This is a genomic window from Mesorhizobium sp. LNHC209A00 (assembly GCF_000502915.1).
Lineage (GTDB): Bacteria > Pseudomonadota > Alphaproteobacteria > Rhizobiales > Rhizobiaceae > Mesorhizobium.
The window spans coordinates 268,342-292,901 of sequence record NZ_AYWT01000004.1 but is presented as its reverse complement, the minus strand read 5'-3'; the positions used below and the strand labels follow the sequence as shown (position 1 = coordinate 292,901).

Genomic DNA, 24,560 nt, shown 5'->3' with positions numbered 1-24,560 from the left:
TGTCTTATAACCGTGGCGATTGGAGTCAAGGGATTGGGGAGTGCCGATGACAGATAATTCCTTTGTGGCCGTCGCTCCGCACACGGAACTGGTCTCGATCAGTGATGGCATCGCGACCGTTGAAGTTGCTTCCGCCGCTGGTGGAGCGCTGGCTTCGTATCGATGGTGGCGGGATGGTTCCGCCGTGGATTGGCTGCGTCCGGCCGAGCCAACGGCCATCGGTCGCCGCGATCCCGGCGCCATGGCCTGCTTTCCGCTCGTGCCCTATTCCAACCGCATAAGGAATGGCCGCTTCGATTTCGCGGGACGCCCCATTCAATTGCCGACGGCCTCGGACGATCCACACCATGAGCACGGCCATGGCTGGCGTCACCCATGGACGGTCGTGAGCCATGAAGCGAGCATGATCGTCCTGCGCTATCGCCACGCCGCCGATTCCTGGCCGTGGAGCTATGAGGCAGAGCAAGCGATCTCCCTGGCCGACGGCAGGCTTTGCTTGACCATTGCCGTGCGCAACCTGTCGGACGCACCGATGCCGGTTGGCCTCGGTTTCCATCCTTATTTCCCGTCGACACAGTGGACGCATGTCCAGGCAGGGGTATCAGGCATGTGGGAAAACGATGCGGAGGTGCTGCCCATCCGCCATGTCCCGCCGCCCGTGGGGGCCCATCCATCCATCGGCTTTGACGTATCGGAAGTGGACTTCGATACGGTCTTCACCGGATGGACGCGCCGCGCCCGGATTACGTGGCCCGAACACGGACGGCAGCTGGACATCGAGGCCGAGGCGCCGATGGACTTCCTCGTCCTCTACACGCCGCCGGGCGAACCGTTCTTTTGCGCCGAGCCGGTCAGCAACATCACCGATGCTTTCAACCGGATGGGCGACAAGGAGATCGACACCGGCTGCATTGTGCTGGCCCCTGGCCAGAAACAATCCGCCAGCGTCCGCTTCATACCGTCGCTGGCTGTTTGATCTTCCGCGAGCGAGGCCTCAATCGTCACCCAGCGCAAATCGGTGCATTCGGCGATCGGGCCTTGCCGCCGAAGCGACCATAGCCGGAGCCCTTGACGCCGCCGCTGACGCGCAGCGCGGTCTGGAGTTGCGCCGTACCAACGGGCGCCCTGCTCCTGGTGCCGCAGCCATGACGGGGATCAGCCGGTAGCGCTGGCATAGATGTCGAGAACGTCCGTCACGCCTGCGATGAGGAGTTCCCTGGCCTTTGGCGTGACGGATCCGCTCGCCACCGCGCTATCGAGGCGGCCGAGATACTGGCTGATCAGGGGTGAGGGGATGTCACGCTCGCCCAGCGCCTGCATCAGCGCGTTCACGGCCTGCCGCGCCGCCGACGCGGGCCAGTAATAGCGGATGCGGTCGCTGTAGGAAAAATGCCGCTCGATCCGCTGCTCGGCCTCGGCGCCGTGATAGTAACTCTTCCAATTGCCGGGCGCCGCCAGCATGACGCGCTCCATGGCCGCCGGCAGACTTTCCCTCGATGGGTCGGGAACCAGAATGTCGGCGATGTGGCCCAAGCCGTAGAGGGCTTCGCGCAGCGCGAAGGTCAGCCATGGCCCGACCTTGAGTATGGCAAAACCGTCGTCGACCAGTGCGCTCAACGCCGCAGTGGGCTGGTAGTCGGTCGAGTGGGCCTCGAAGACGAATTGCGGCAGGTCTCGCAGCGTGCCAGCAAGCGCCCGGGCGCGTTCCGGCCGGTAGGCGATGACCTCGGCATTGCCGAATTCGACGCCCGGCTGCACGACGACGCCGATCGCCCGCGAGAAAGCTTGGTCGAGGCGGCGCCGGCTGAAGGCATCGCGGTGGATGCGAACCGTCTCACCCGCGGCCTCCGGTGTCGTCACCGCCAGATGGTCCATCGCCTCCTGTGCGCCGCCCGGCACCGGCACTTCCGTGCCGATGACATAGACAGGCCTGGTGCCGCCTGTTCGTTCAACCGCGGCCTCCGCCACCTCGGCCAGTTCGGCGGCGCGCGCGGCGATGGTGGCGTCGGGCGGTGCCGCACCTTCGCCGGCGCAGCCCATGCTGGCGTCCAGGTGGATCTTGGTGAAGCCGGCCTCGGCATAGGCATCCACCATGCGTGCGGCCTTTTCCATCGCCTCCGGCGCCGGCAGGTGCTTCCAAGGATTGGGGCCCAGATGGTCGCCGCCGAGCACCAGCCTGTCCAGGGGAAAGCCGGCCTTGCCGGCGATCGTCTCGACGAAGCGGCGGAACTCGCCCGGTGTCATGCCGGTATAGCCGCCCTCGTGGTTGACCTGGTTGCAGGTGGCCTCGATCAGCACGTCGGCGCCGCGCGCCTTGCCGTGGCGCAGCGCCGCTTCGACGACCAGCGGATGGGCCGAGCAGATCGAGGCGATGCCACAGCGTTCGCCGGCCGCACGGCGCGTGGCGATGCTAGCCAGTCGACCGGTCGCCTGGCTCATGCCGGTGCTCCGGTCCGGGCGGTCTCGATGAACGCCTCGACGGTGGCGAGCGAGGCGATGCCTTCCATTGGTCCCTTCTTCGTCACCGCCAGCGCGCCGCAGCCATTGGCTATTCGCAGCGCCTTCTCCGGTGCCTCTCCACGCAGCCAGAAGGAGACGAAGGCTGCGGCAAAGCAGTCTCCGGCGCCGGTCGGATCGATTTCCTCGACGACGAAGCCGGGTAAAGCCGTGCGCCCCGACTGGTCGTAGTGAACGGCGCCCTGCGCGCCCTTCTTGACGACGATAGTGGAGATGCCGCGGTCCAGCATTTCGCGTACCGCGCTTTCCTCGTCGGTTGCCTCGGCGAAGGTGAAGAGTTCCGCCCCGCTCGGCAGGAACACGTCGGTCTTTGACAACACGAAGTGCAAGGCGTCGCGCATGCCCGGTAGATCGAGCATCTCCTTGCGGATGTTGGGGTCGAAAGAGACGGTGCCGCCGCGCGTTTTGACGGCTTCGATGCCGTTGCGGGCAATTTCGATCACCTCGGGCGAGAACAGCGATGTACCCATGACGTGAAAATGGTCGGCGCCGGCCAGCAGCTCGCGCGCCTCCGCGCCCATCTCGATCAGGCCGGCGGCACTCTGCTTGATGTTGTAGACGAAGTGTCGGCTGCCATCGCTCTCATAGGTGACGAAGGCGGTTCCGGTCGCGGAGCCCTGATGGACGGTGATGGCCGAGATGTCGGCGCCGTCGGCACGCAGGCGCTCGATGTTCAGATGGCCGAAATCGTCGTCGCCCACTGCCGCGATCAGCCCCGCCGGCTGGCCGAGCCGCGCCGCCTGATCGATGAAGATGGCGGGAGCGCCTGACGGAAACGGGCCGACCAGCGGGCCGGGAGCGCGAAAACTCTGGCCGATCCGCTCGGCCATGATCTCGACCAGGATCTCGCCGGCACAAACCAGTTTCTTCATGTCCTCACCATCTGCCGGACGGACGGCCTCCCCTTTGGCCAGAACTTTCTTTGCCCGTGCATGTTCAAAACCTAAATTGTCGTTTTCGGAGCGTCAATAAATAATTTGACGTGCGCAATGCTTCTGCGTTGTACTGGAAACATGGAAATTTGACTGAATAAGATCGCTCAAGCAATGCTGCCTCACCGCGACGATCGCAAGACTGATTCTGGCCAGAGCGTTAAGGCTGGCATCGAGGATAAGGGGGCCTGAAACATAGATGGCGGAAAAGACCCACCGGACGATGGATGATTTCGCCAGGGCGTCCGGCGTTTCGCGACCGACCCTGTCGAAGTATTTCGACGATCCGGCCAGCGTGAAGCCGGCGACACGGGCGCGCATCGAGGCGGCGCTTAGTTCGTCCGACTATCAGCCGAATGTTTTTGCCCGGAACCTCAACCGCAAGCGCACCCGTAATGTCGGCATCGTCGTACCGGCGATCACCGATCCCTTCTACGCCGAGATGGTCAGCCGCATCGAACGGCGCTGTCGCGACGAAGGGTTTTGGCCGATCGTCATCTCCTCGCACGGTTCGCCGAAGCTGGAGGCGGAATCGGTCAGGACGCTGATGTCGCTGAAAGTAGCCGGCGCCATCGTCGCGCCCTTGGGCTTAGTCTCCGAACCCGGCGTCTTCGAGCGAATGAGCGAGGACATCCCGATCGTCTATTTCGACACCTATATCGAAGGCGACACACCATTCGTCGGCAATGACAACCACCAGAGCACCTCGACCATCGTCGATTATCTCTGCCGGTCCGGCGAACCGCCTGTCTATGTCGACATCCCGCACGTCAACCACAATTCGGGCGAACGCCTGCAGAGCTATATCGACACGATGCAGGCCGCGGGCCTGGAGCCCACCGTTCTCAAGGCGGCGGGCGACTATAGCTGGGACTTCGAGCGCATCGGCCACGAATGGATGGACAGGACGCTCGAGAAAGGCGGTCTGCCGGCCCGCACGCTGCTCTGCGCCAATGACCGTCTCGCCTTCGGTGTGATGGCGGCCGCCTTTTCGCGCGGGCTGAAGATCGGCCGCCGTGCCGATTGCGATTTTCGGGTCGCCGCCCACGACGATCATCCGCTGAGCCGCTACACCTGTCCCGCGCTGACCACCATGGCACAGGACTTCGCCGCCATGGCCGGCCGCAGCGTCGAGATCCTGCTGGCGTTGCTGGACGAGGCCGATCCACCCGGCCATGATCTGGCGCGCAACGTCAAGCTTGGCGCGACCCTTGTGATGCGTCAGTCGGCCTGAGTGATCGGCTCCGGCGTCTGCAGGCGGAGCCAGGCCGCCGCCTCGCTTGCCGTTTGCCGCGCGGCCAGGATGTGGCGGCCCATCGAGACGAAGCCGTGGATCTGACCCGGCCAGTGTCGCAACACCAGCGGCACTCCGTCGGCGCGCAGGCGCTCGGCATAGGCCGTGCCTTCGTCGGCAAGGATGTCGTGGCCGGCGATCACGACGAAGGCCGGCGGTGCACCGGCGAGGCTGGAGGCCAGCAGCGGCGATACGCGCCAGTCCGCGATATCCTCGGGCGTTCGCACATAATGATCGCGGAACCAGGCCATGGTGGCGGCGGTGAGTCCGAAGCCGTTGCCGAAACGCCGGTAGCTGTCCGCCGTCTGGCGGGCATCGGTGTTGGGATAGATCAGGATCTGGGCGGCGAGCGGCGGCGCCAGCCTGTCGCGGGCAAGCAATGCCAGCACGGCGGCAACGTTGCCGCCGGCACTGTCGCCGGCGACGGCAATGCGGGTCGGGTCGATTCCGAGTCCTCCAGCAGCCATGAAGCGCAGCGCTGCGGCGCAATCCTCTAGCCCGGCGGGAAACTTGTGCTCCGGCGCCAGCCTGTAGTCGGGGCAGATGACGACGGCGTTGCCGAGATTGGCCAGCCAGCGGCAGATCTCGTCATGCGAGGAGAGATTGCCGATCACCCAGCCGCCACCGTGGAGATAGAGCACCGCGCGCGCCCCGGTCCGCGGCGTGCCGATACCGCGATGGATGCGGATCGTCACCGGGCCGTTCGGCCCGTCGATCTGCCGCTGCTCGGTTGCCGCGACTGGCTCGTGCTCGCCCTGCAGCGTCGGGAACGAAGCGTTGTACGTGGCCCGCGCCGCCGCGACACTGCCGTTCTCGAAGGGCTCGCCGCCGGCGGCACGGCCGATTTCCAGGGCACGCAGCGCATCTGGGTCGAGCGTCATCGTTATCTCCGTCAAAGCAATTCAAGGAAAAGTGTGCAGCGGTTTTCCGTCCGGAATTGCGTGAAAACATGGAACGCTTAGGCGAGCAAGCCGCGCGCTTCGTCTTCGCCGAGCAGGGCCGGCTGGAGGACGTCACCTGTTATGGCGACCGAACTTTTCGTCTCGCCCGAATGCAGGATCGCTTCCATGATCTCCAGCACATGCAGCGCCAGATTGCCGGAAGCGCGGGGCGTCGCGCCTGTCTGTAGCGAACGCACCAGGTCGGCGACGCCGAGCATGCGGTAGTTGGCGCGGTCGGGCGCCGCGTAAGGCCAGTTGCGGGCGCCGTAGAGTTCGCCTTCGCTGGCGAAATCCTTCCAGTCGGCGCCGCGTTCCGACAGCGACACCGTGCCGCCGAACGTATCCGGGTCGGGCAACCGCAGCGAGCCTTCCGTGCCGTGCAGTTCGATCGGATGGTTGGAATGCCTGAAGACATCCCATGACGCGCCGAAAGTGACGGTCGCGCCGGAACGGAATTCGAGCAGCGACAGCACATTGGTCGGCGTGCCGACCTTGAATGTGGTGTTCTTGAACGGCCCTTCGGCCGATATCAGCCGTTCCTCCTGGCCCCTCGTCGCCATCGCCATGACGCGCGCGACCGGGCCGAGCAGGTTGACCAGCATCGTCAGATAGTAGGGACCCATGTCGAACACCGGGCCGCCGCCCGGCTGGTAGTAGAATTGCGGATTGGGATGCCAGTGTTCCATGCCGCGCCCCATCATGAAGGCGGTGCCGGTGACAGGGCTGCCGATGGCGCCCTCATCCATCAGGCGGCGCGCTTTGCGGCCCGCTGCGCCAAGGAAAGTGTCCGGAGCCGAGCCGAGCAGCAGGCCGCGTTTGGCCGCCTCCGCCACCAGACGGCGGCCATCGCTGGCCGAGGTTGCGAGCGGTTTTTCAGTGAAGACATGCTTTCCCGCCGAAAGGGCGGAGAATGAAATGTCGAAATGCGCCGCCGGAATGGTCAGGTTGAGGACGAGGTCGATCTGGGGATCGGCCAGCAGCGCATCGACGCCAAGGGGCCGGATTCCGTATTCCTTGGCCCGCAGCGCCGCCATCTCGGCTGAAACATCGGCGCAGGCGCGCAATTCGATGCCGCCGAAAAGCGCGGCATTGCGCAGGTAGGTCATCGAGATGTTGCCGCATCCGATGACACCGATGCCCAGTTTGGCTTCTGATTTTGCCTGCATTTTCCGTCTTACCTCCCAATGCGATCATCTGCCTGATCTCTCGCGACGGTGCCGGATCGCGCTCGAAATGGCTATACAACATTTTAAACATTGACGCGCGTAAAGTTTTTATGGAACATGCGTAAATGCTGCCGGGGCATCGGGAGGCTGCTGGCCTTGGGAGGAGAAAATGACGGACATGAAAAACGGCCGATCGCGGGCGCCAAAGCCGGTGGGTCATCCGCGAGTCGGATATTTCGAGGGCGCCCAGCTACCGCGACGGGTTCAGGCATAGATCACCGTGGCCCCGATCCTATCAAGCTCGCTGCGTATTGTACCGGGCAGGCCATCGTCGGTGATCACCACATCGATGCCCGATAGCGAAAAGGCCTTGGAGGTCCCGCTGACGCCAAATTTGCTCGAATCCGCCAGGAGGACGACGCGCCGGGCCATGCGCACCAGGATTCGCTTCGTTCGCGCCATGTCTTCGTTCACGTCGACCACATCCAGTGACGAGTCGATCGCGTGCGCTCCGACAAAGACCTGATGCGCTACCAAGCCGCCGAGAGCCGTGTCGGCATCGGTAATCAGCGTGCTCACCGTGTCTGGATAGACCCGGCCACCGATCATGTGAACGTCGAGCCCAGGCCGATGCATCAGATGCTGAACGATATTCATCGCCGTGGCCGCGACCACGACGTTGTTGAGCGGCGGTAACTGCATGGCAACCTGCATCAATGTCGAGCCGCCGTCGAAGATGACCGACTGGTTGTCCTCGAACAGCTCTACCGCTGCCCGGGCGATGCGTTTCTTCGCATCGAGGTTGGTTTGCATCCGGCGGGCGAACGCGGCCGTGGTCGAATCCGTGGTCCGGGTCACCGCCCCTCCACGGGTCTTGGTCAGCAGTCCCTTGCGGTCCAGTATCTCGAGGTCGGAGCGCACCGTGACTTCCGACACGCCAAAATCGTCTGACAGGTCCTTGATGCGAACCTGTCCGCTGCGTTGCACCTCACTCAGGATCGATTGGCGTCTCTGCTCTGACAACATTGCCTTGTCCTTGCCTCCATCTGCCAAGCAACCGCCCTGGCCTCGGCTCACTCTACCGAAAATACGCGAATTCGAAAGATTTCGAAAGATTGCATTTATTCTTTCTTTCGAAAACACTGGGTCCAGCATTTGGAAATCAATCGACTGGAGAATTTTGCACTCATGAGCCTCGGAACCCAGGTGCGCCTTGCGCGCCTCTTCTCGCATCCATCGGGCAATCTTTTCGGCGGCGCGGTCGACCACTTTGTCGGCTATGGCGACGTGCGCAAAGGAGGTCTTGCCGATCTGCCGGGCGCCCTCGCTCGCGTCATGGTGGGCAAACCCGACTATGTCAGCATCCAGCCTGGCACAGCGCGCCATCTATGGCCGCAATACGCGGGCAAGGCCTGCCTGGTGATCCAGGCCGGCTGCTTCACCCCGGACGATCGCATCAGTGAGCTGATCGCAACGCCCGAGGATGCCGTGCGCGCCGGCGCCGATGCCTTGGCCGTGGCCATTCCGGTACGCGGCGCGACCGAGGGCAAATACATACGCTGGCTGACCGATTCGGTGAATGCAGCGGCCCGCTACGGCATGCCGGTAGTCGCGCATATCTACCCTCGCGATTTCACCGACGGGGCAAAAATCGTCTTCACCCCCGACGAGATCGCCTATGCGGCGCGCATCGGCTACGAGTCCGGCGTCGACGTGATCAAGATCGGTTACACGGGCGATTTCGAATCGTTCCGAGAGACCGTTCGGACCTGCCCGGTGCCGGTTGTGATCGCGGGTGGCCCGAAGACAGATACGCTGCTCGGCGCCCTCCAGCAGACGGCGGACGCCATCCGTGCCGGTGCGCGCGGTGCCGTGGTGGGCCGCAATCTCTGGGGGCATGGCGATCCGGAGAAGGCAGCGATTGCCTTTCGGGGCGTCATCCATGACGGCCTTTCGGCGCAAGACGCCCTGGCAAGGGCGGGTGCCTGAACGATGCCCGCCGTCCCTTCAATCCTCGGCTTCGGAGCTATTGCGATCGACGACATCGTCTATGTCGATCAGCCGTTGTCGGCGGGCAAGGGGAAGGTTCTGCACAGCGCCCGGGCTTTCGGCGGAAATGTCGCGACGGCCCTTGCCGCCGTCGCGCGGCTCGGCGGCACCGCCGGGTTCGTCGGATGGCTGGGCAGTGCCGCGGACGATGCCGTGCTGTGTGATCTCGTAGCGAGCGGCGTTGAAACTGCATTCGCGCCGCGCCACCCGCACGCCCGCCCGGTGCGCTCGCGGATCACCGTCGGCTCGGATGGCGAGCGGTTCATCGCCTATGACGACGAAGCGATGCTGGGCACCGCTCCGGACTTTCCGGACGAGGTCCTCAGCAGCGCGACAGTCCTGATCATCGATAGTTACGCGATCCGGTCGCTGGATGTCGTGGCACGGGCTCGCGATCTCGGCCTTGCGATCCTCGGTGATATCGAATGGAGCGCCGGCCCGGCCACCGAGAGGCTGATCGCGCTCTGCGACCATCTCATTCTTCCCCTGGGCTTTGCACAGACCGCTACGGGCTGCAGATCGCCGGCCGAGATGCTCGATGCATTGTGGTTGCCGTCGCGGTCCGCCGTGGTTCTGACGGATGGCGGCAGGGGCGTCTACTACCGCGGACGCGACGAGGCAGGGCTTTGGCACTTGCCTCCGCACCGGGTTGCCGTCGTCGATTCGACCGGCGCCGGCGACTGCTTTCATGGCGCCTATGCGCATGCACTGGCGCGCGGAGCCGACACCGCGGGCCGGGTCGCGTTCGCGGCCGCGGCGGCGGCGCTGTCGATAACGGGTCGTGGCGGGCGCGAGGCGCTTCCGACCGACGCCCAGGTCACGGAATTATTGGCATCGGCGAACGCTCCGTCGGCGGTCGGGCTGAAATATGCGCGGCTCGAGACCGGAACATAGGCTGGAAAGGTCCGAGGAGACGTTTCGCAGGCAAAAAATGGCCACGAATAATCAAAAATCAGTGGCTTGGACTTGTGGAGGGAGGAAGATGGCAGAAGTCGTTCTTGAGAATATCTGCAAGACCTACGGGAACAATTTTCGAGCGATTGATCAATTGAACCTGGCGGTCGAGGACGGCGAGTTCTTGATTCTCGTCGGGCCGTCGGGCTGCGGCAAATCCACCGCGTTGCGAATGATCGCGGGATTGGAGGACATCACCAGCGGCAGCCTGCGGATCGGCGGCGTCGACGTCGTCGATATGCCGCCAAAGGACCGCGACATCGCGATGGTCTTCCAGAGCTACGCGCTCTACCCGCATATGACGGTATTTGAAAACATCGCCTTTTCGATGCGGCTGGCAGGCAAGCCGAAGGCCGAGCGCAAGAAGCGCGTCGACGAGATCGCCAAAACCCTTCAGCTAACGTCGCTGCTGGACAGCAAACCCGCGAACCTTTCAGGCGGACAGCGTCAAAGGGTTGCCATGGGCCGTGCCATGGTGCGCGAGCCGGCCGCCTTTCTCATGGACGAGCCGCTTTCCAATCTGGACGCGAAGCTGCGTGTTCAAATGCGCGCCGAAATCACCAGCCTGCAAAAGCAGCTCGGCGTCACGACCATATATGTGACCCACGACCAAATCGAAGCGATGACGATGGGGGACAGGGTCGCGGTGTTGAAAGGCGGTGTGCTGCAGCAGGTCGACACACCCAAGAGGCTCTATGAATCACCGGTGAACGCCTTCGTTGCCGGCTTCATCGGCTCTCCTTCGATGAACCTTTTCGAGGCGACGCTGAAGGGCGACGAACTGACGTCCGCCGCCTTCGCCATCCGGCTGCAGGAGGCAGCCTTCGTGCGCAGGCCGGGCTTGCGGTCTTATGCCGGGCGCAAGGTCGTGTTCGGGATCCGGCCGGAGGATCTCTATGACAGCAGCCTCGACTCCGGGCGCAAGTATCAGACGATACCGGCAAAGGTGACCTCGATCGAGGAACTCGGCTCCGAACAGATTGTCCACCTGAACATCGACGCGGTCCGGGTGGACTCCGGCGATCCGGACGCGGTGGACGATTTTGGCCTGGCATCGAACGCGGTGGCGAGGTTCGAGCCAATCAGCGCCGTCCGCTCAGGCTCGGAAATCCGGTTGGCCGTGGATGATGCCAAGTTCCATTTCTTCGATCCCGAGACGCATCTGGCGATCTGAAGAACCCCGGCAAGGCCCGCAGGCGAGGGCGAGGCGCCTGCGTAAGAAGACTTCTGAATAACCAGACGATCGGCAGCATTGTGCGGTCGATCCCAGAGAAGGAGGAGAAAATGATGTTTCGTATAAAACCCGCGATGCTGAAGATGGCCGCGGCCGCATGGTTGCTTGGTGCGACCGGCGCCATGGCCGACACGACGCTGGAATTCACCCAATGGTGGGAGCCCGAACTGCCGGCCGGCTCGCTCAGGGCAATCATGAATGACTTCGAGGCCGCAAACCCCGGCATCAAGGTGACACTGGTCAGCGGCCCCTATGCGACGACGCGAGACCAGATCTCGGTTGGTGCCGCAACCGGAACGCTGAGCGACGTCGTCGGTCTTGACGGCGCCTGGGTGAACAATCTGAATGCGCAGGGTGCGCTGGCCGACATGAACCCGCTGATGGATGCGAGCAAGTTCGACAAAGCCCAGGTCGCGGATATCATCAAGGTGGACGGCAAGGCGGTGATGTTCCCGGTCGCTTCGTTCGTCTATCCGGTCTTCGTGAATTTGGACCTCGCCGCCCAGGCAGGCGTGACCAAGCTGCCGTCGACGCGCGCGGAATTTCTCGAAGCCGCCAAGAAGATGACGCACGCCGACAAGAACCAGTATGGCTGGGTGCTGCCTCTGTCGCTGCAAACGCCGTCCGGTGTCCAGAACGACATGATGTCGTGGGTCTGGGCTTCGGGCCAATCGATGATGGCGAACGGCAAGCCCGACCTCGAGGGCAAACCGGTGGTGGATATGCTCACCTTCGTCAAATCGCTCAACGACGCCGGCACCATCTCGCCCGGCATTGCCACCAAGACCGAACAGGAAAAGGTCGAGGAATTCGTCAACGACCGCGTCGGGATGATGATCGACTCGCTCGCCCATGTGAACCTCATCCGCAAGCGTAATCCCAAGCTGAACTTCGACCTCATCCCGGTCCCGGTTGTGGAGAACTATACCGGAAAGCGCGGCCTTCCCTATGCCTCCTGGGGTATCGGCATCTCGGCGGCCTCGAAACATCAGGAGGAGGCCTGGAAACTCGTCCAGTATCTGATGAGCGAAAAGGTCAACGCCAAGCTCGTTTCGCTTGCCAACGCCTTCCCGGGCAACGTCAACGCCAAACCCGACTTCGTGACATCAGACAAGGCTTTCGGCAAGGCTTTCGAGATCTTCAAGACCGGCTACCTCGCCAACGAGTTCACCGGCCTGCCGGTGGCTGAAGACCTGATGACCCAGTTCGACGTGCAGGCCCAAAAGATGCTTGCCGGCGAGCAAACGCCGGAAGAAGCGGCCGCTGCCGCGCAAAAGGGCTGGATGGCGAAATTCTGATCGTCGTCCTCCGCTCTTGCGGCCCATTTATCGGTTGGCCTGCCATTAGGCGGGCCAGCCGGCAAATGACGACTCTGAATGGTATTTGAAGCTCATTTCTCTTGTCGCGAGGTTGGCACCATGACCCAGCGGAAGCGCTCCCATCACAAGCTCAAACGAGCTGTGGCGCCCTATCTCTACCTGTCGCCCTCGCTGCTCATAATCGGCCTTCTGATGCTGTTGCCCATGGCGACGGTGATTGCCTACTCGTTCCAGAACAGCGCGGTGCTGCGTCGTGACCCATCCTTTGCCGGACTGAAACACTACCAGGCGATCTTCGACGATCCTGTGTTTTGGGCCTCGCTGTGGCACACGCTCTACTTCACCTGCATGAGTGTCGTTTTCCACATGACCATCGGCATGGTCTTCGCGCTCATGCTGAACAGCGACCGCATCAATCCGACGTTGCGCAATGTCTTGCGCGTGCTCTACATTCTGCCCTGGCTGTTCACGGCGGTGATCATCGCGGTGATCTGGCGCCTGCTGCTCGAGCCGAATGGTGTCGTGAACAGCATTCTCATGCAGTTGGGCTTCATTGGTTCCAAGGTCGAGTGGTTTTCCTCGCCGCAGACCGCGCTGCACGCCGTCACTTTCGCCAATATCTGGGCGGGCTATCCGCTTTTCATGGTCAGCCTGCTCGCAGGCTTGCAGGGCATTCCCAAGGATTTCTACGAGGCCGCCGATATCGACGGGGCGAAGGCCTACCAGAAGCTGATCTTCATCACCATTCCGCAGCTGATGCCGATCATCATCAGCATCTCGCTGCTCGACTTCATCTGGACCATGCAGGTCTTCCCGTTGATCTGGATAACGACGGGCGGTGGTCCGATCTACTCGACCGAGGTGCTCAGCACCTACACCTACAAGCTGGCGTTTTCGAGCTACAACCTGTCTCAAGCGTCGGCGAGTGCCGTGGTCATCCTGTTGATCTCTCTGGGCCTGACGCTGTTCTATATTCGCTATCAGCGGGCTAGGTAGGACGCCATGAGAAGACGAAACACCGGCAAAGACAAGCTGATCACCGTCGCGCTGCATATTGCTCTTGCGGCAGGGCTGTTCTTCGCGGCCTTCCCGATCTATTGGATGCTCAGCAGCTCATTCAAGTCGAATACCGAAATCTTCGCTTTGCCGCCAACCATCCTGCCGAAGGCCTTCACCCTGGAAGCCTACGCGGCCATCCTTGGCGACCCGGTAAAGCTGCGCTTCTTCTTCAACAGCTACTTCGTCGCGGGAGCGGTGACGGTGCTCACGGTGCTGATCGCCTTGCTGGCGGCCTATGGGTTCAGCCGCTTCAATTTCCGTGGCAAGGGCAGCCTGAACACGCTCATCATCAGCACGCAGACGATACCGCCGATCACGCTGCTGATCCCCTTCTTCGGGCTTGTCGTCTCATACGGTATCTTCGACACCTATGTCGCATTGATCCTGACTTACCTGGTGTTTACGCTGCCCTACGCGATCCTGCTGATGACGGGATATCTGAACACCTTGCCCCGCGATCTCGATGAAGCGGTGGCTGTCGATGGCGGCACCAGTTGGACAGCGCTTTGGCGGGTCATCGTCCCGATCTCACTGCCTGGTATCGTGGCGACATCGGTCTACACATTCCTGTTGTGCTGGAACGAATTTCTTTTTGCGCTGACGCTGACCAAGTCGACGTCCATGCGCACCGTGCCGATCGGCATCCAGCTGCTGATGGGGCAGCACGCCTTCGAATGGAACCAGATGATGGCAATGAGCGTGCTCGGCTCGCTACCCTTGTTGCTCATCTACCTCGTTGCCCAGAGGTACTTCCTCGCCGGCATGACCGCGGGTTCGGTCAAGTAGGATGTCGCACGGACAACTGATGGAACAGATCGGTATCAAGGAATGAAAGGATGAACGTGAAAGACCTCAAAGTCGGCTGCCAGACCTTCACCTGGGAAATGCTCGGAGACCGGTTCACCGGCGGCCCCGACGACCTGTTGAAGGCGATCGGCGATGGCGGCTATGCCGGCATCGAGATCACCGACACCATGATCGGCCACTATGGCGGCAAACCCATCGAGTTCGCCGCCGCGCTGAAGTCGTCCGGTCTGGCGCTCGTATCGTTCGCCTTCGGCTCCAGGAGCGGCTTCACGCTCAAGGACGGGATCGGCACCGATCTCGAAACCGCCAGGCGCTGGATCGATTTCGCCGCCGCCTTTCCGGGCGCACTGGTGTCGATGGGCTCGGCCACCGTCGTCTCCGACGGGCCGCGCGACGGCAAGTTCGCCATCGCCGCGGAGGTCTACAACAAGGCCGGCGAGATCGGCCGCAAGGCGGGTGTCCAGGTGGCGGTGCATCCGAGTTCGCACCACAACACGCTGCTGTTCGACCGTGCCGACTATGACGCGATGTTCGCCTTGCTCGATCCCGGTCTGGTCGGCTGGGTGCCGGACACCGGCCACATCCTGCGCGGCCACAGGGACATGGCCGACACGCTCACCACCTACCGTGACCGCATCCGCTACATCCACCTCAAGGACGTCGACGCCAACGGCACCTGGGCGATGCTGGGCCAAGGCGTCTGCGACACGCCCGCGGTCATCGAAATCGCCAGCACCGCGCCGAACTTCAACGGCTGGCTGGTGCTGGAAGAAGAATCCGACACGGCCGCCGCCGATCCGGCCGGCGCGGTCAAGACCAACCGCCAGACCATGCGCGGCTACGGGGCCTGAGACGATGATCAAGAAACAGGACAGACGCCTCAGGGTCGGTGTGCTCGGCTGCGGCCCGATCGCCCAGTTCGCGCATCTGGAATCCTGCGTCAAGGCCGGCAATGCCGACCTCTACGCCATTTGCGATGCGGCACCCGATTTGCTCGCCCGCATGGGCGCCTCCTATGAACCTCGGAAGATGTATGCCGACTATGATGCCATGCTCGCCGATCCCGAGCTCGAAGCAGTCATCGTCGCCACGTCGGATGCCTATCACGTGCCGATGTCGATCAAGGCGCTCGATGCCGGCAAGCATGTTCTCTGCGAAAAGCCGATCGGTACCTCGGTCGAGGAAGGCGAAGCGCTGGCCGAGGCGGTGAAACGCTCCGGCAAGGTGCTGCAGGTCGGCCACATGAAGCGCTTCGATCCGGCGCTGGAGGCCGCCCGCGACTTCGTCCGCGACGAGATGGGCGAGGTTCTGGCACTGAAGGCCTGGTATTGCGATTCCACCCACCGCTACACCAACACCGATGCCGTGCAGCCGCTGCCCGTCACCAGTAAGCTCGCGAAAAAGCCCGGCGGGAATCCCAAGGCTGATCTCAGGCAATATTTCATGCTGGCGCACGGATCGCATCTGGTTGACACCGCCCGCTTCCTCTGTGGCGACATCGTTGCCGTGCGCGCCCGCCTCAACGAGCGCTTCGGCGCCTATTGCTGGTTCGTTGAAACCGAATTCGCCAGCGGCGCGCTTGGCCATCTCGACCTCACCGTCGCCGTGCGCATGGACTGGCACGAAGGGTTTCAGCTCTACGGCGAGAACGGTTCCGTCATCGCCAAGACCTTCAATCCCTGGTACTTCCGCGCCAGCGAGGTCGACATCTTCCATGAGAAGGACGCGACCTCGCGAAAACCGCTTGGCGCCGACGGCCACTTCTTCCGCCGCCAGCTCGAGGGCCTTGCCGATACCGTGCTCACCGGCTCGCCGATGCGCGGCGCCAATGTCGGGGACGGCGTCGCGTCGATCCGCGCCATGGTGGCGATTGCGCGCTCTGTCGAGACTGGCGAGCGGATCGAGCTTGCCTCGGTTTCGGGTGCGGTCTGATGTATCTAGGCATCTTCGCCAAGACATTTGCGGGTACCGACCCGGCCGCCGTGCTGGCTGCCGTGAAGCAGGCCGGCTATGAGACGACGCAGTTCAATCTCGCCTGCGCCGGCCTGCCGTCGATGCCGGATGCGGTGCCGGCGAATGCCGTCGCCGCCATTGGTGCCGCCGCGCGATCGTCAGGCATTTCGCTGGCCGCGTTGTCGGGCACCTACAACATGGCGCATCCCGACAAGGCTGCGCGCGACGACGGGCTGAGGCGCCTGGCGGTGGTCATCGACACTGCGGCCACACTCGACATCCCACTGGTGACGCTCTGCACCGGCTCGCGCAACGCAGCCGACCAATGGGCATACCATCCCGACAATTCTGATCCGTCCGCCTGGTCCGACATGGCCGTCGAAATGGCGAAGGCACTGGCGCTGGCCGAGGAGGCCGGCGTCGATCTCGGCATCGAGCCCGAGCAGGCCAACGTCGTGACCTCGGCCATGGATGCGACCCGGCTGATCGCCGAGATGGGTTCGAAGCATCTGAAGATCGTGCTCGACCCCGCCAACCTGTTCGAGCATGCAAAGCCCGATGAAGCGAGAGCCATCGTCGCCGCCGCGATCGATGAGGCCGCTGGCCACATCGCCATGGCGCACGCCAAGGATCGTTTTGCCGACGGCCGCTTCGCCACATCAGGCCAGGGCGTCGTCGACTTCCCGGATTTCGTCGCGCGGCTGAAGGGGGTGGATTTCGATGGCGCGCTGGTCACGCACGGCTTGCCCGCCGTCGAAGCCCCTGGCGTCGCTATCTTCCTGCGAGGGCTGCTCTGATGGGTGCCGCGCCGACGATCATGCTGCGCGACGACGCTGCGCTCCACGTCTTGGACACAGGGCAGGGGCTTCCCATCGCCTTCCAGCATGGTCTCGGCGGCGATGCCGCGCAGGTGGCGCTGAACTTTCCCGACAGTCCGTCGCGCCGCCGGCTGACCATTGAATGCCGTGCGCAAGGCGGTTCCGGCGCCGGCGGCAAGCGTCCCTTCTCGATCGCGATGTTCGCCGACGACGTGCTGGCCGCCGCCGATGCGGTTGGAATGGAGCGCTTCGTCGCCGGCGGTATCTCGATGGGCGCCGCCATTGCACTGCACCTGGCGGCCCACCACCCGGATCGCGTCACAGGTCTTGTGCTGGTGCGCCCGGCCTGGACCTTCGGTGCGGCGCCGCGAAACATGCGCCCTTACGTCGAAGTGGCGGAACTCATCAGCCGGCTGCCGCTGGACGAGGCGCGCGACGCCTTCGCTTCCTCCGCGACTGCAACCCGCTTTCGCAGGGAGGCGCCGGACAATCTCGCCTCGTTGCTCGGCTTCTTCGCGCGTGACAACGCGACCGTTTTTGCCGAGGTGATGCAAGCGATCGCAAATGATGGGCCTAGCGTGACGCGGGCCAGGGCGACCGGCCTCGCAATCCCGACGCTCGTCATCGGCAGCGGCATCGACCTCGTCCATCCCTTGGCGACCGCCCGCGAACTGGCTGAGACCATCCCCGGCGCCGTCTTCGCCGAGGTGACGCCGAAAGCCGTCGACAAGGATCGCCATTTCACCGAAATCCGCGCTGCCATCGGCGGCTTTCTCGATAGAAATTTCAACAACCAGGACCAATCATGATCTCGAAACCTTTGTCAGGCCCGGCCGCCATCGCCGCATTGCCGCGCGACCGTCTGATCGCCGAATTCTCATCGTGGTCGGCTAATCTCGCCAATTTCGAGAGCGACTTGCAGCGCATCGAACCCTATGTCGATATGCACCACATCGACGTCGCGGACGGCCATTTCGCGCCGTCCTTCCTGTTCTTCCCCGATCTCGTCGCCCGTATCGCCAAGCTGACGGCCAGGCCGATCCACGTCCATCTGATGGTCGACCAAGCAATCGTCGAAGAACAGACGCGCCAGTTCATCGAGGCCGGCGCCGACATGGTCAGCGTCCATGCCGAGAACGGCGAAGCGGGTCTGCGCGCGGTGCGGCTGGCGCATGAACTCGGCGCCGAGGCCGGCGTCGTGCTGAGGCTGGAGACCCCGGTAGAGGCGGTGAAGCCCTTCGTCCAAGAAGTGGCGTTCGTCACGCTTCTTGGAACCGCGATCGGCGTCAAGGGCCAAGGCCTGTCGGAGAAGGCCTGTGACAGGCTGGGCGAAGCCCGCGCCGTCCTGAGGAACGCCAGTCGCGAGTCGGCCGTGGTGCTCGCCGCCGATGGCGGCATCCGCCAGGAAACCGTGCCGTTGCTGCGCGCCGCCGGCGCCGAGACCGTGGTGCTCGGTTCGCTCGCTTTCGGCGACAAGGATCTCGCCGGCCGCATCGGCTGGCTGCATGGTTTGAAGGTCGCGGCCTGATGAGCATTGAAGTCGCCCTCGCGATCGATCTTGGCGGCACCGAGCTTCGTGCCGCCCTGGTCGACCGTGACGGCAAGATCCTGGCCTTCGCTGCTGTGCCGACGCAGGCGCAGGCCGGCCCCGAAGTGGTGATCGGCCAGATCGAGGCGCTGGCCGCGACCGTTCATGCCGAAGCGCCGGGGCTGTCGATCCTCGGCGTCGGCATCGGCGCGCCGGGGCCGCTCGATCCGCTGGCCGGCATCGCCGTCGGACCGCCGACGCTGGCCGGCTGGCACGATGTGCCGCTGGCCGACATACTCGGGCGGCGGCTCGGCCTGCCGGTGCGGCTGGAGAACGACGCCAATGCGGCAGCGCTCGGCGAATGGCGCTTCGGCGCCGGACACGGTGTGCGCTCCCTGGTCTTCGTCACCGTCTCGACCGGGATCGGCGGCGGTGTGGTTGCCGACGGACGCATCCTGCACGGCCGCCGCGGCCTTGCCGCCGAGATCGGCCACATGACCATCACCAACGAAGGCGAGCGCTGCGTGTGCGGAGTCGTCGGCTGCTTCGAGGCCATCGCTTCGGGAACCGCGCTCGGCCGCCGCGCCAATGCCGCAACGTCTCCTCTGGACGGTTCGACGCTGCGCCGCCTCTCGGCCAACGCCGAGGTCACGGGTCGCCACGTGGTCGAAGCCGCGCGGCTGCAGGACGACCTCGCTCTGGCTCTGCTCGAGGAGGAGGCGCGGTGGCTGGGCCTTGGCTTCACCAACCTTTTGCACCTCTATTCGCCCGACGTGCTGGTCGTTGGCGGCGGCATCGCCAATGGCCTCGACCTGATGGCGCCCGTCATCGGCGCGACCATCCGCCAGCGCGCCATGCGCGCCTATCGCGACGTGCCGGTCGTCCAGGCCCAGCTCGGCCGCCATGCCGGGCTGGTCGGCGCGGCCAGCCTCGTCCTGTTCGATGACTTGGGCACGTTGGCGGCTCCCATGCCTGTCGGCCCAAGCACATGTCTGGACACGAGGAGGGACTTCAAGGGCTGAGCTCAAGCTTGCGCGGCCCTGTCTCTGCCATCTCTTCGCGGCCGATGGCAAGGCCCTGCCGCCGCTGCGCAAAGCCGCCTGATAGCGATGGCACATGACCTGGCCGCAAGCGGCGTGCTTGCGGCCATGGTCCGTGGCATGAAGCCGTGGATCACTCGGCGGGAACGATGTCCGCCGGGAGGCTGTCGTCGGCGCTCCCAGCCAGCGCTCTCGCCAGCTTGGCTTCGTCGAGTTCGCCTTCCCAGCGCGCCACGACCAGCGTCGCCACCGCATTGCCGACGAAGTTGGTCAGCGCCCGGCATTCCGACATGAAGCGGTCGACGCCGAGGATCAGCGCCATGCCGGCGACCGGCACCGAGGGAACCACCGAAAGCGTGGCGGCCAAGGTGATGAAGCCTGCCCCGGTGATGCCAGCGGCACCCTTCGACGACAGCATCGCCACCAGCAGCAGCAGGATCTGGTCTGATATCGACAGATGGATGTTCGTCGCCTGGGCAATGAACAGGGCGGCAAGCGTCATGTAGATGTTGGTGCCGTCGAGATTGAAGGAATAGCCGGTAGGGATGACCAATCCGACCACCGAGCGCTTGGCGCCGGCCTTCTCCATTTTCTCCATCAGCGAGGGCAATGCCGCCTCCGACGACGAGGTGCCCAGCACCAGCAGCAGCTCTTCCTTGATGTAGCGGATCAGGGACAGGATCGAGAAGCCGTTGTAGCGGCAGACGGCACCGAGCACGACGAACACGAACAGGAACGAGGTCGCGTAGAAGGTTCCGACCAGCATGGCGAGGTTTATGACCGAGCCGATGCCGTATTTGCCGATGGTGAAGGCCATCGCACCGAACGCACCGATCGGGGCTGCCTTCATCAGCACGCTGACCAGCTTGAACATCGGCGCCATCAGCGCCTGCAGGAAATTGAGCACCGGCGTGCCCTTGTCGCCGACCAGCGCCAGCGCGATGCCGAACAGCACCGAGAAGAACAGCACCTGCAGGATGTCGCCGTCGGCGAAGGCGCCGACGATCGTGCCGGGAATGATGTTCATCAGGAAGCCGGTGACCGACTGGTCATGTGCCTTGGCAGCGTAAGTGTTCACGGTCGAGGCGTCGAGCGTCGCCGGGTCGATGTTGAAGCCGGCGCCCGGCTGCACGACATTGGCCACGACAAGGCCGATGATCAGCGCCAGCGTCGAGAAGGTGAGGAAGTAGAGCATCGCCTTGCCGGCGACGCGGCCGACCTTCTGCAGGTCGCTCATGCCGGCAATGCCGGTTGCGACCGTCAGGAAGATGACCGGAGCGATGATCATCTTGACCAGCTTGATGAAGGCGTCGCCCAACGGCTTCATGCTCTCGCCGATCGATGGATAGTAATGGCCGAGCAGGATGCCGACGGTGATCGCCGCCAGCACCTGCACGTAGAGCTGGGCATAGAGGGGCTTGCGCTGCGCCGCGGGCGCGGCGGATTGGTCTGCGATATGCATCGAACTCTCTCCCTGGCCGGATAGGCGGAACCCGCCCTGCGTGACTTCTCCCATCGCGGCGTTCCGGTCGCCCGCCGCTGCAAGAACTTTGCAAGCGCTGTGCCAGATGCCGGATAGGCCGGAATCCCTGGGTTCAGCCGTTTCTGTCCTGCCTGCGACGGGGAGTTGTGCGGATTTCCGCACAGGTCTTGTTTGCCATGGCGGAATTTCGCATTAGACTGGGCAAAGCCGGGGAGCAAAGGGAGAGAGCCGACGCCACGACAGCGCATCGATAGCGGATCTCCGGGGTCTGCAGGCCGCGACCTGCTGCGCGAAGCGGTAGCGCGCCTGCGCCGCCGTTGGCTGTTTGCGGCAATAGCGCTCGCTGTGCTTGCCGGCGCGGTTGCCACCGCCGGGCGCATCGCCGAGGGTCAGGCCGCCGATGACCTGCGCAATGGGGCATTGGCCGCCTTGCCGCTGGCGGCCGGAACCTTGACCGGCGAAATCGAAAAGCAACGTCTCGTGCCGCTGGTGCTGGCGCGCGACGATGCGGTGCGTGATGCGCTGCGCCGCGCCGGGAAAGTCGAGGAAACAGCGCTCGACGCCAAGCTGAAGGCCATAGCCGGCGATGCGTCGGCCTCGGCCATCTATGTCATCGATACGGCGGGCATGGCGATATCGGCCAGCAATGCCGGCCAGCCGGACAGCTTTGTCGGCAGCGATTATAATTTTCGCCACTATTTCACCGATGCGATGGCCAAGGGCGCAGCCAGTCAATATGGCCTCGGCACGATCAGCGGCAAGCCGGGACTCTACCTTGCCGGCCGTGTCGACGATGGTGGCAAACCGCTTGGCGTCGCGGTTCTGAAGGTCGAACTCGGCGGCGTCGAAGCCAATTGGCGGGCGAGCGGCTTTCTCGTTTTCGTCACCGACGAGCGCGGCGTCGTTCTGGCCACCAGCCAGCCTGACTGGCGGTTCCATGCGCTGGCGCCGCTCTCCGCGGCGGATGCCGCCGCGGCGCATGACCAGCTTCAACTGGTCGAAGCCGCCTTCGACCCGCTGCCGATCCGGCGTGGCGCCGGTGACGGTCTGGCGACAATAGACGAAGCCGGAAAATCGCGCCGGTTCGTCGAAGTGGTGCAGGACTTGCCCGGCGCCGTCCCCGGCTGGCGCCTGTGGTTGCTGACGCCCGCCGATACCACCTTGGCCGCCGCCGCCAACACGGCGCGCCTGACGACACTGCTCGGGCTGCTGCTGATGGGGTTGCTTGCCTATGTGTTCACCCGGCGCCGGCGCACACGCCGGCTGCGCCAGGAGGCGCTGGGGCGCATGAATGCCGAACTCGAAAGCCGGGTCAGCACGCGGACCGCCGAGTTGACGCGCTCGAACACGGCTCTTGCCGGCGAAATCGCCGAGCGCGAAAACGCCGAGGCCAAGGTCCGCCGGCTGCGCGACGATCTCGCTCAGGCCAACCGGCTCTCCATCCTCGGGCAGATCGCCGCCGGCGTGGCGCATGAGATCAACCAGCCGGTCGCCGCGATCCGCACTTATGCCGAGAATGCCGGCCGTTTTCTCGAGGCCGGCAGGACCGAACCGGCGAACGGCAATCTGACCTCGATCGTGTCGATGACTGAACGCATCGGCGCGATCACCAGCACGCTGCGCACCTTTGCGCGACGACCTGGCGTCGCTGCCTCGCCGTTGCCGGTAGGCGAGGCGATCGACGGCGCGCTGTCGCTTCTATCCGGCCGCATCCGCGATTCCGGCGTCACCATCGTCAAGCCGCGCGGCACCACATCGCCCGTGGTCATGGCCAGCCGCATCCGGCTGGAGCAGATCCTCGTGAACCTGTTGCAGAACGCGCTGGACGCCATGAAGGACCGGCCCGATCCCCGCATTGAGATCAACCTCGCCGAACGCGGCGACCGCGTGCTGATTTCCGTGCGCGACAACGGTCCCGGCCTCGGCCCGGACGCGGCCGCCAATCTGTTCATGCCGTTCCAGACCACCAAGGAGAAGGGGCTTGGCCTCGGCCTGGTGATCTCGCAGGAGATCGCCCAGGAATTGGGCGGCACGCTGCGGCTCGACCCCGGCACCCGCAGCGGTGCATCCTTCACCATCGACTTGAGGCGGATCGAATGACGCAGGGATCAGGGCTGGTCGCGCTTGTCGACGACGATGCGGATCTGCTGCATGCCACCACGCAACTGCTCGAACTTGCCGGCTTCACGGTGATCGGGTTCGACAACGCCGAGGCAGCGCTTGGTGTCGTCGACCGGAACTTCGAGGGTGTGGTCGTCAGCGACATCCGCATGCCCGGCATGAATGGGCTGCAACTCTTCGACCGCGTCAAGGCTGTTGATCCCGACTTGCCGGTGATCCTGGTCACCGGGCATGGCGATGTCGATCTTGCGGTCGCCGCGCTCAAGGATGGCGTCTATGATTTCATCCCGAAACCATATGCGGGGGAGCGTCTGGTGGAGGCGCTGAAGCGTGCATCGGAGAAGCGGCGGCTGGTGATGGAAAACCGGCGGCTGCGCGAAGCCGCCGCACTTGCCGCGGACGGCATGCCGTTGATCGGCGAAGCGCTCGCCATAAGGCGGTTGCGCGAGACCTTGCGCCAGATTGCCGACATGGACGTCGACGTGCTGGTGGAAGGCGAGACCGGAACCGGCAAGGAGGTGGTGGCCGACCTCCTGCACCGGTGGGGCCGACGGCGTGCAAAGCCGTTCGTGGCACTGAACTGCGGCGCTCTGCCCGAGACCGTCATCGAAAGCGAGCTGTTCGGCCACGAGGCCGGCGCGTTTACCGGGGCGCAGCGACGGCGGATCGGCAGGATCGAGCATTCCAGCGGCGGCACGCTGTTCCTCGACGAGATCGAATCCATGCCGCCGGCCCTGCAGGTCAAGTTGTTGCGGGTGCTGGAGACGCGCAGCCTCACCCCGCTCGGCTCGAACGAAACAAGGCGTCTCGATCTCCGGGTCGTCGCGGCGACCAAGGTCGATCTCAGCCGGCAGGACCAGCGCGGCGATTTTCGCGAGGATCTCTATTTCCGCCTCAACGTGGTGACGCTGCGCATTCCGCCGCTGCGCGAGCGGCGCGGCGATATCGAGATGCTGTTCGGCCATTTCCTCGGTAAAGCGGCGGAACGGTTTAGCCGGCCTGTCGCCAAGGTGAACGCCGCCGTGAGCCATCATCTCCAGTCGCACGACTGGCCGGGCAATGTGCGCGAGCTCGCCCATTTCGCCGATCGCGTCGCGCTCGGTCTTGGTCCCGATGACGAAACCAGGTCCTCGCCCCCACGATCGCCAGCGCCTGCAGCCGCACTGCCGGAGCGGGTCGGGCATTACGAGGCACAGCTCATCCGTGACGCGTTGCGCGACCATGCCGGCGACGTGCGCGGCGCCATCGACGCGCTCGGCGTGCCGCGCAAGACGTTCTACGACAAGCTCAAGCGCTATGGCATCGCCGCATCTGATTTTCGTCCCTCTTGACGTTTCCAAGCGAG

The 24,560-nt window shown here is 64.2% G+C and carries 22 protein-coding genes; 16 read left to right on the top strand and 6 right to left on the bottom strand.

Translation table 11 applies throughout. The annotated features are described in order from the left end of the window. Positions 1–46 precede the first annotated feature (46 nt). Positions 47–976, top strand: a complete 930-nt coding sequence (locus X739_RS152860; protein WP_023771150.1) for an aldose 1-epimerase — start codon at positions 47–49, stop codon at positions 974–976. A gap of 179 nt (positions 977–1,155) precedes the next feature. On the opposite strand, the gene X739_RS152865 is transcribed toward X739_RS152860, so the two are convergent. Together X739_RS152865 and X739_RS152870 are read right to left on the bottom strand one after the other, a co-directional pair. Then, complete coding sequence (locus X739_RS152865; protein ID WP_023771149.1) at positions 1,156–2,439, bottom strand: D-tagatose-bisphosphate aldolase, class II, non-catalytic subunit; 1,284 nt, start codon at positions 2,437–2,439, stop codon at positions 1,156–1,158. After that, on the bottom strand, positions 2,436–3,389 hold the full coding sequence (locus X739_RS152870; protein WP_023771148.1) for a sugar kinase: 954 nt from the start codon (positions 3,387–3,389) through the stop codon (positions 2,436–2,438). The genes X739_RS152865 and X739_RS152870 overlap by 4 nt, the downstream gene beginning before the upstream one ends. Before the next feature lie 259 nt (positions 3,390–3,648). Here X739_RS152870 and X739_RS152875 point away from each other — a divergent pair, with 259 nt between their 5' ends. Next, positions 3,649–4,683 (top strand): LacI family DNA-binding transcriptional regulator, encoded by a 1,035-nt coding sequence (locus tag X739_RS152875; RefSeq protein ID WP_023771147.1) that lies wholly within the window; start codon positions 3,649–3,651, stop codon positions 4,681–4,683. Here X739_RS152875 and X739_RS152880 read toward each other — a convergent pair. The 3 genes from X739_RS152880 to X739_RS152890 form a co-directional block, all read right to left on the bottom strand. Continuing rightward, positions 4,671–5,624: an alpha/beta hydrolase gene (locus X739_RS152880; RefSeq protein ID WP_023794656.1), complete on the bottom strand. Its 954-nt coding sequence runs from the start codon at positions 5,622–5,624 to the stop codon at positions 4,671–4,673. The two genes, X739_RS152875 and X739_RS152880, sit on opposite strands and share 13 nt — an antisense overlap. Before the next feature lie 77 nt (positions 5,625–5,701). Then, positions 5,702–6,850, bottom strand: a complete 1,149-nt coding sequence (locus X739_RS152885; RefSeq protein WP_023794655.1) for a Gfo/Idh/MocA family oxidoreductase — start codon at positions 6,848–6,850, stop codon at positions 5,702–5,704. A gap of 264 nt (positions 6,851–7,114) precedes the next feature. Further along, a complete protein-coding gene (locus X739_RS152890; RefSeq protein ID WP_023794654.1) occupies positions 7,115–7,876 on the bottom strand; it encodes a DeoR/GlpR family DNA-binding transcription regulator in 762 nt (253 codons plus the stop codon). 162 nt (positions 7,877–8,038) lie between these two features. Here X739_RS152890 and X739_RS152895 point away from each other — a divergent pair, with 162 nt between their 5' ends. The 12 genes from X739_RS152895 (at position 8,039) to X739_RS152950 (ending at position 19,593) form a co-directional block, all read left to right on the top strand. Then, positions 8,039–8,839 carry a class I fructose-bisphosphate aldolase gene (locus tag X739_RS152895; protein ID WP_023771143.1) on the top strand — a complete coding sequence of 267 codons (801 nt, stop codon included), beginning with the start codon at positions 8,039–8,041 and terminating at the stop codon, positions 8,837–8,839. Between the two features lie 3 nt (positions 8,840–8,842). After that, the gene (locus X739_RS152900) at positions 8,843–9,793 is read left to right on the top strand and encodes a PfkB family carbohydrate kinase (protein WP_023794653.1); all 951 of its coding nucleotides are present in this window, start codon (positions 8,843–8,845) and stop codon (positions 9,791–9,793) included. An 88-nt stretch (positions 9,794–9,881) separates the two neighbouring features. Further along, positions 9,882–11,027 carry an ABC transporter ATP-binding protein gene (locus X739_RS152905; RefSeq protein WP_023771141.1) on the top strand — a complete coding sequence of 382 codons (1,146 nt, stop codon included), beginning with the start codon at positions 9,882–9,884 and terminating at the stop codon, positions 11,025–11,027. A gap of 110 nt (positions 11,028–11,137) precedes the next feature. Next, the gene (locus tag X739_RS152910) at positions 11,138–12,385 is read left to right on the top strand and encodes a sugar ABC transporter substrate-binding protein (protein ID WP_023771140.1); all 1,248 of its coding nucleotides are present in this window, start codon (positions 11,138–11,140) and stop codon (positions 12,383–12,385) included. A 120-nt stretch (positions 12,386–12,505) separates the two neighbouring features. Then, entirely contained in the window at positions 12,506–13,402 is an 897-nt protein-coding gene (locus tag X739_RS152915; RefSeq protein WP_023771139.1) for a sugar ABC transporter permease, read from the top strand. Positions 13,403–13,408: 6 nt separating this feature from the next. Next, positions 13,409–14,251, top strand: a complete 843-nt coding sequence (locus X739_RS152920; protein ID WP_023782289.1) for a carbohydrate ABC transporter permease — start codon at positions 13,409–13,411, stop codon at positions 14,249–14,251. A gap of 50 nt (positions 14,252–14,301) precedes the next feature. Then, the gene (locus X739_RS152925) at positions 14,302–15,123 is read left to right on the top strand and encodes a sugar phosphate isomerase/epimerase (protein ID WP_023794652.1); all 822 of its coding nucleotides are present in this window, start codon (positions 14,302–14,304) and stop codon (positions 15,121–15,123) included. Between the two features lie 4 nt (positions 15,124–15,127). Continuing rightward, on the top strand, positions 15,128–16,204 hold the full coding sequence (locus tag X739_RS152930; RefSeq protein WP_023782287.1) for a Gfo/Idh/MocA family oxidoreductase: 1,077 nt from the start codon (positions 15,128–15,130) through the stop codon (positions 16,202–16,204). Beyond that, complete coding sequence (locus tag X739_RS152935) at positions 16,204–17,022, top strand: sugar phosphate isomerase/epimerase (RefSeq protein WP_023794651.1); 819 nt, start codon at positions 16,204–16,206, stop codon at positions 17,020–17,022. Before X739_RS152930 ends, X739_RS152935 begins: the two co-directional genes overlap by 1 nt. Next, on the top strand, positions 17,022–17,852 hold the full coding sequence (locus X739_RS152940) for an alpha/beta hydrolase (RefSeq protein WP_023794650.1): 831 nt from the start codon (positions 17,022–17,024) through the stop codon (positions 17,850–17,852). Before X739_RS152935 ends, X739_RS152940 begins: the two co-directional genes overlap by 1 nt. Next, positions 17,849–18,571: a ribulose-phosphate 3-epimerase gene (locus X739_RS152945; RefSeq protein WP_023794649.1), complete on the top strand. Its 723-nt coding sequence runs from the start codon at positions 17,849–17,851 to the stop codon at positions 18,569–18,571. Before X739_RS152940 ends, X739_RS152945 begins: the two co-directional genes overlap by 4 nt. Further along, positions 18,571–19,593 carry an ROK family protein gene (locus tag X739_RS152950; protein ID WP_023794648.1) on the top strand — a complete coding sequence of 341 codons (1,023 nt, stop codon included), beginning with the start codon at positions 18,571–18,573 and terminating at the stop codon, positions 19,591–19,593. Before X739_RS152945 ends, X739_RS152950 begins: the two co-directional genes overlap by 1 nt. 151 nt (positions 19,594–19,744) lie before the next feature. On the opposite strand, the gene X739_RS152955 is transcribed toward X739_RS152950, so the two are convergent. Further along, positions 19,745–21,073 (bottom strand): dicarboxylate/amino acid:cation symporter, encoded by a 1,329-nt coding sequence (locus X739_RS152955; protein ID WP_023771131.1) that lies wholly within the window; start codon positions 21,071–21,073, stop codon positions 19,745–19,747. Positions 21,074–21,439: 366 nt separating this feature from the next. Between X739_RS152955 and X739_RS152960 the strand changes: the two genes are divergently transcribed. Both X739_RS152960 and X739_RS152965 read left to right on the top strand, forming a co-directional pair. After that, entirely contained in the window at positions 21,440–23,194 is a 1,755-nt protein-coding gene (locus tag X739_RS152960) for a sensor histidine kinase (protein WP_023794647.1), read from the top strand. Next, positions 23,191–24,546, top strand: coding sequence for a sigma-54 dependent transcriptional regulator (locus X739_RS152965; RefSeq protein ID WP_023794646.1), 1,356 nt, complete (start codon positions 23,191–23,193; stop codon positions 24,544–24,546). Before X739_RS152960 ends, X739_RS152965 begins: the two co-directional genes overlap by 4 nt. Positions 24,547–24,560 lie beyond the last annotated feature (14 nt).

What these genes read in the sequence shown, in the direction of transcription:
- X739_RS152860 (WP_023771150.1), top strand. Translation starts at nt 47, where the DNA reads ATGACAGATAATTCCTTTGTGGCCGTCGCTCCGCACACGGAACTGGTC.
- X739_RS152865 (WP_023771149.1), bottom strand. Translation starts at nt 2,439, where the DNA reads ATGAGCCAGGCGACCGGTCGACTGGCTAGCATCGCCACGCGCCGTGCG.
- X739_RS152870 (WP_023771148.1), bottom strand. Translation starts at nt 3,389, where the DNA reads ATGAAGAAACTGGTTTGTGCCGGCGAGATCCTGGTCGAGATCATGGCC.
- X739_RS152875 (WP_023771147.1), top strand. Translation starts at nt 3,649, where the DNA reads ATGGCGGAAAAGACCCACCGGACGATGGATGATTTCGCCAGGGCGTCC.
- X739_RS152880 (WP_023794656.1), bottom strand. Translation starts at nt 5,624, where the DNA reads ATGACGCTCGACCCAGATGCGCTGCGTGCCCTGGAAATCGGCCGTGCC.
- X739_RS152885 (WP_023794655.1), bottom strand. Translation starts at nt 6,850, where the DNA reads ATGCAGGCAAAATCAGAAGCCAAACTGGGCATCGGTGTCATCGGATGC.
- X739_RS152890 (WP_023794654.1), bottom strand. Translation starts at nt 7,876, where the DNA reads ATGTTGTCAGAGCAGAGACGCCAATCGATCCTGAGTGAGGTGCAACGC.
- X739_RS152895 (WP_023771143.1), top strand. Translation starts at nt 8,039, where the DNA reads ATGAGCCTCGGAACCCAGGTGCGCCTTGCGCGCCTCTTCTCGCATCCA.
- X739_RS152900 (WP_023794653.1), top strand. Translation starts at nt 8,843, where the DNA reads ATGCCCGCCGTCCCTTCAATCCTCGGCTTCGGAGCTATTGCGATCGAC.
- X739_RS152905 (WP_023771141.1), top strand. Translation starts at nt 9,882, where the DNA reads ATGGCAGAAGTCGTTCTTGAGAATATCTGCAAGACCTACGGGAACAAT.
- X739_RS152910 (WP_023771140.1), top strand. Translation starts at nt 11,138, where the DNA reads ATGATGTTTCGTATAAAACCCGCGATGCTGAAGATGGCCGCGGCCGCA.
- X739_RS152915 (WP_023771139.1), top strand. Translation starts at nt 12,506, where the DNA reads ATGACCCAGCGGAAGCGCTCCCATCACAAGCTCAAACGAGCTGTGGCG.
- X739_RS152920 (WP_023782289.1), top strand. Translation starts at nt 13,409, where the DNA reads ATGAGAAGACGAAACACCGGCAAAGACAAGCTGATCACCGTCGCGCTG.
- X739_RS152925 (WP_023794652.1), top strand. Translation starts at nt 14,302, where the DNA reads ATGAACGTGAAAGACCTCAAAGTCGGCTGCCAGACCTTCACCTGGGAA.
- X739_RS152930 (WP_023782287.1), top strand. Translation starts at nt 15,128, where the DNA reads ATGATCAAGAAACAGGACAGACGCCTCAGGGTCGGTGTGCTCGGCTGC.
- X739_RS152935 (WP_023794651.1), top strand. Translation starts at nt 16,204, where the DNA reads ATGTATCTAGGCATCTTCGCCAAGACATTTGCGGGTACCGACCCGGCC.
- X739_RS152940 (WP_023794650.1), top strand. Translation starts at nt 17,022, where the DNA reads ATGGGTGCCGCGCCGACGATCATGCTGCGCGACGACGCTGCGCTCCAC.
- X739_RS152945 (WP_023794649.1), top strand. Translation starts at nt 17,849, where the DNA reads ATGATCTCGAAACCTTTGTCAGGCCCGGCCGCCATCGCCGCATTGCCG.
- X739_RS152950 (WP_023794648.1), top strand. Translation starts at nt 18,571, where the DNA reads ATGAGCATTGAAGTCGCCCTCGCGATCGATCTTGGCGGCACCGAGCTT.
- X739_RS152955 (WP_023771131.1), bottom strand. Translation starts at nt 21,073, where the DNA reads ATGCATATCGCAGACCAATCCGCCGCGCCCGCGGCGCAGCGCAAGCCC.
- X739_RS152965 (WP_023794646.1), top strand. Translation starts at nt 23,191, where the DNA reads ATGACGCAGGGATCAGGGCTGGTCGCGCTTGTCGACGACGATGCGGAT.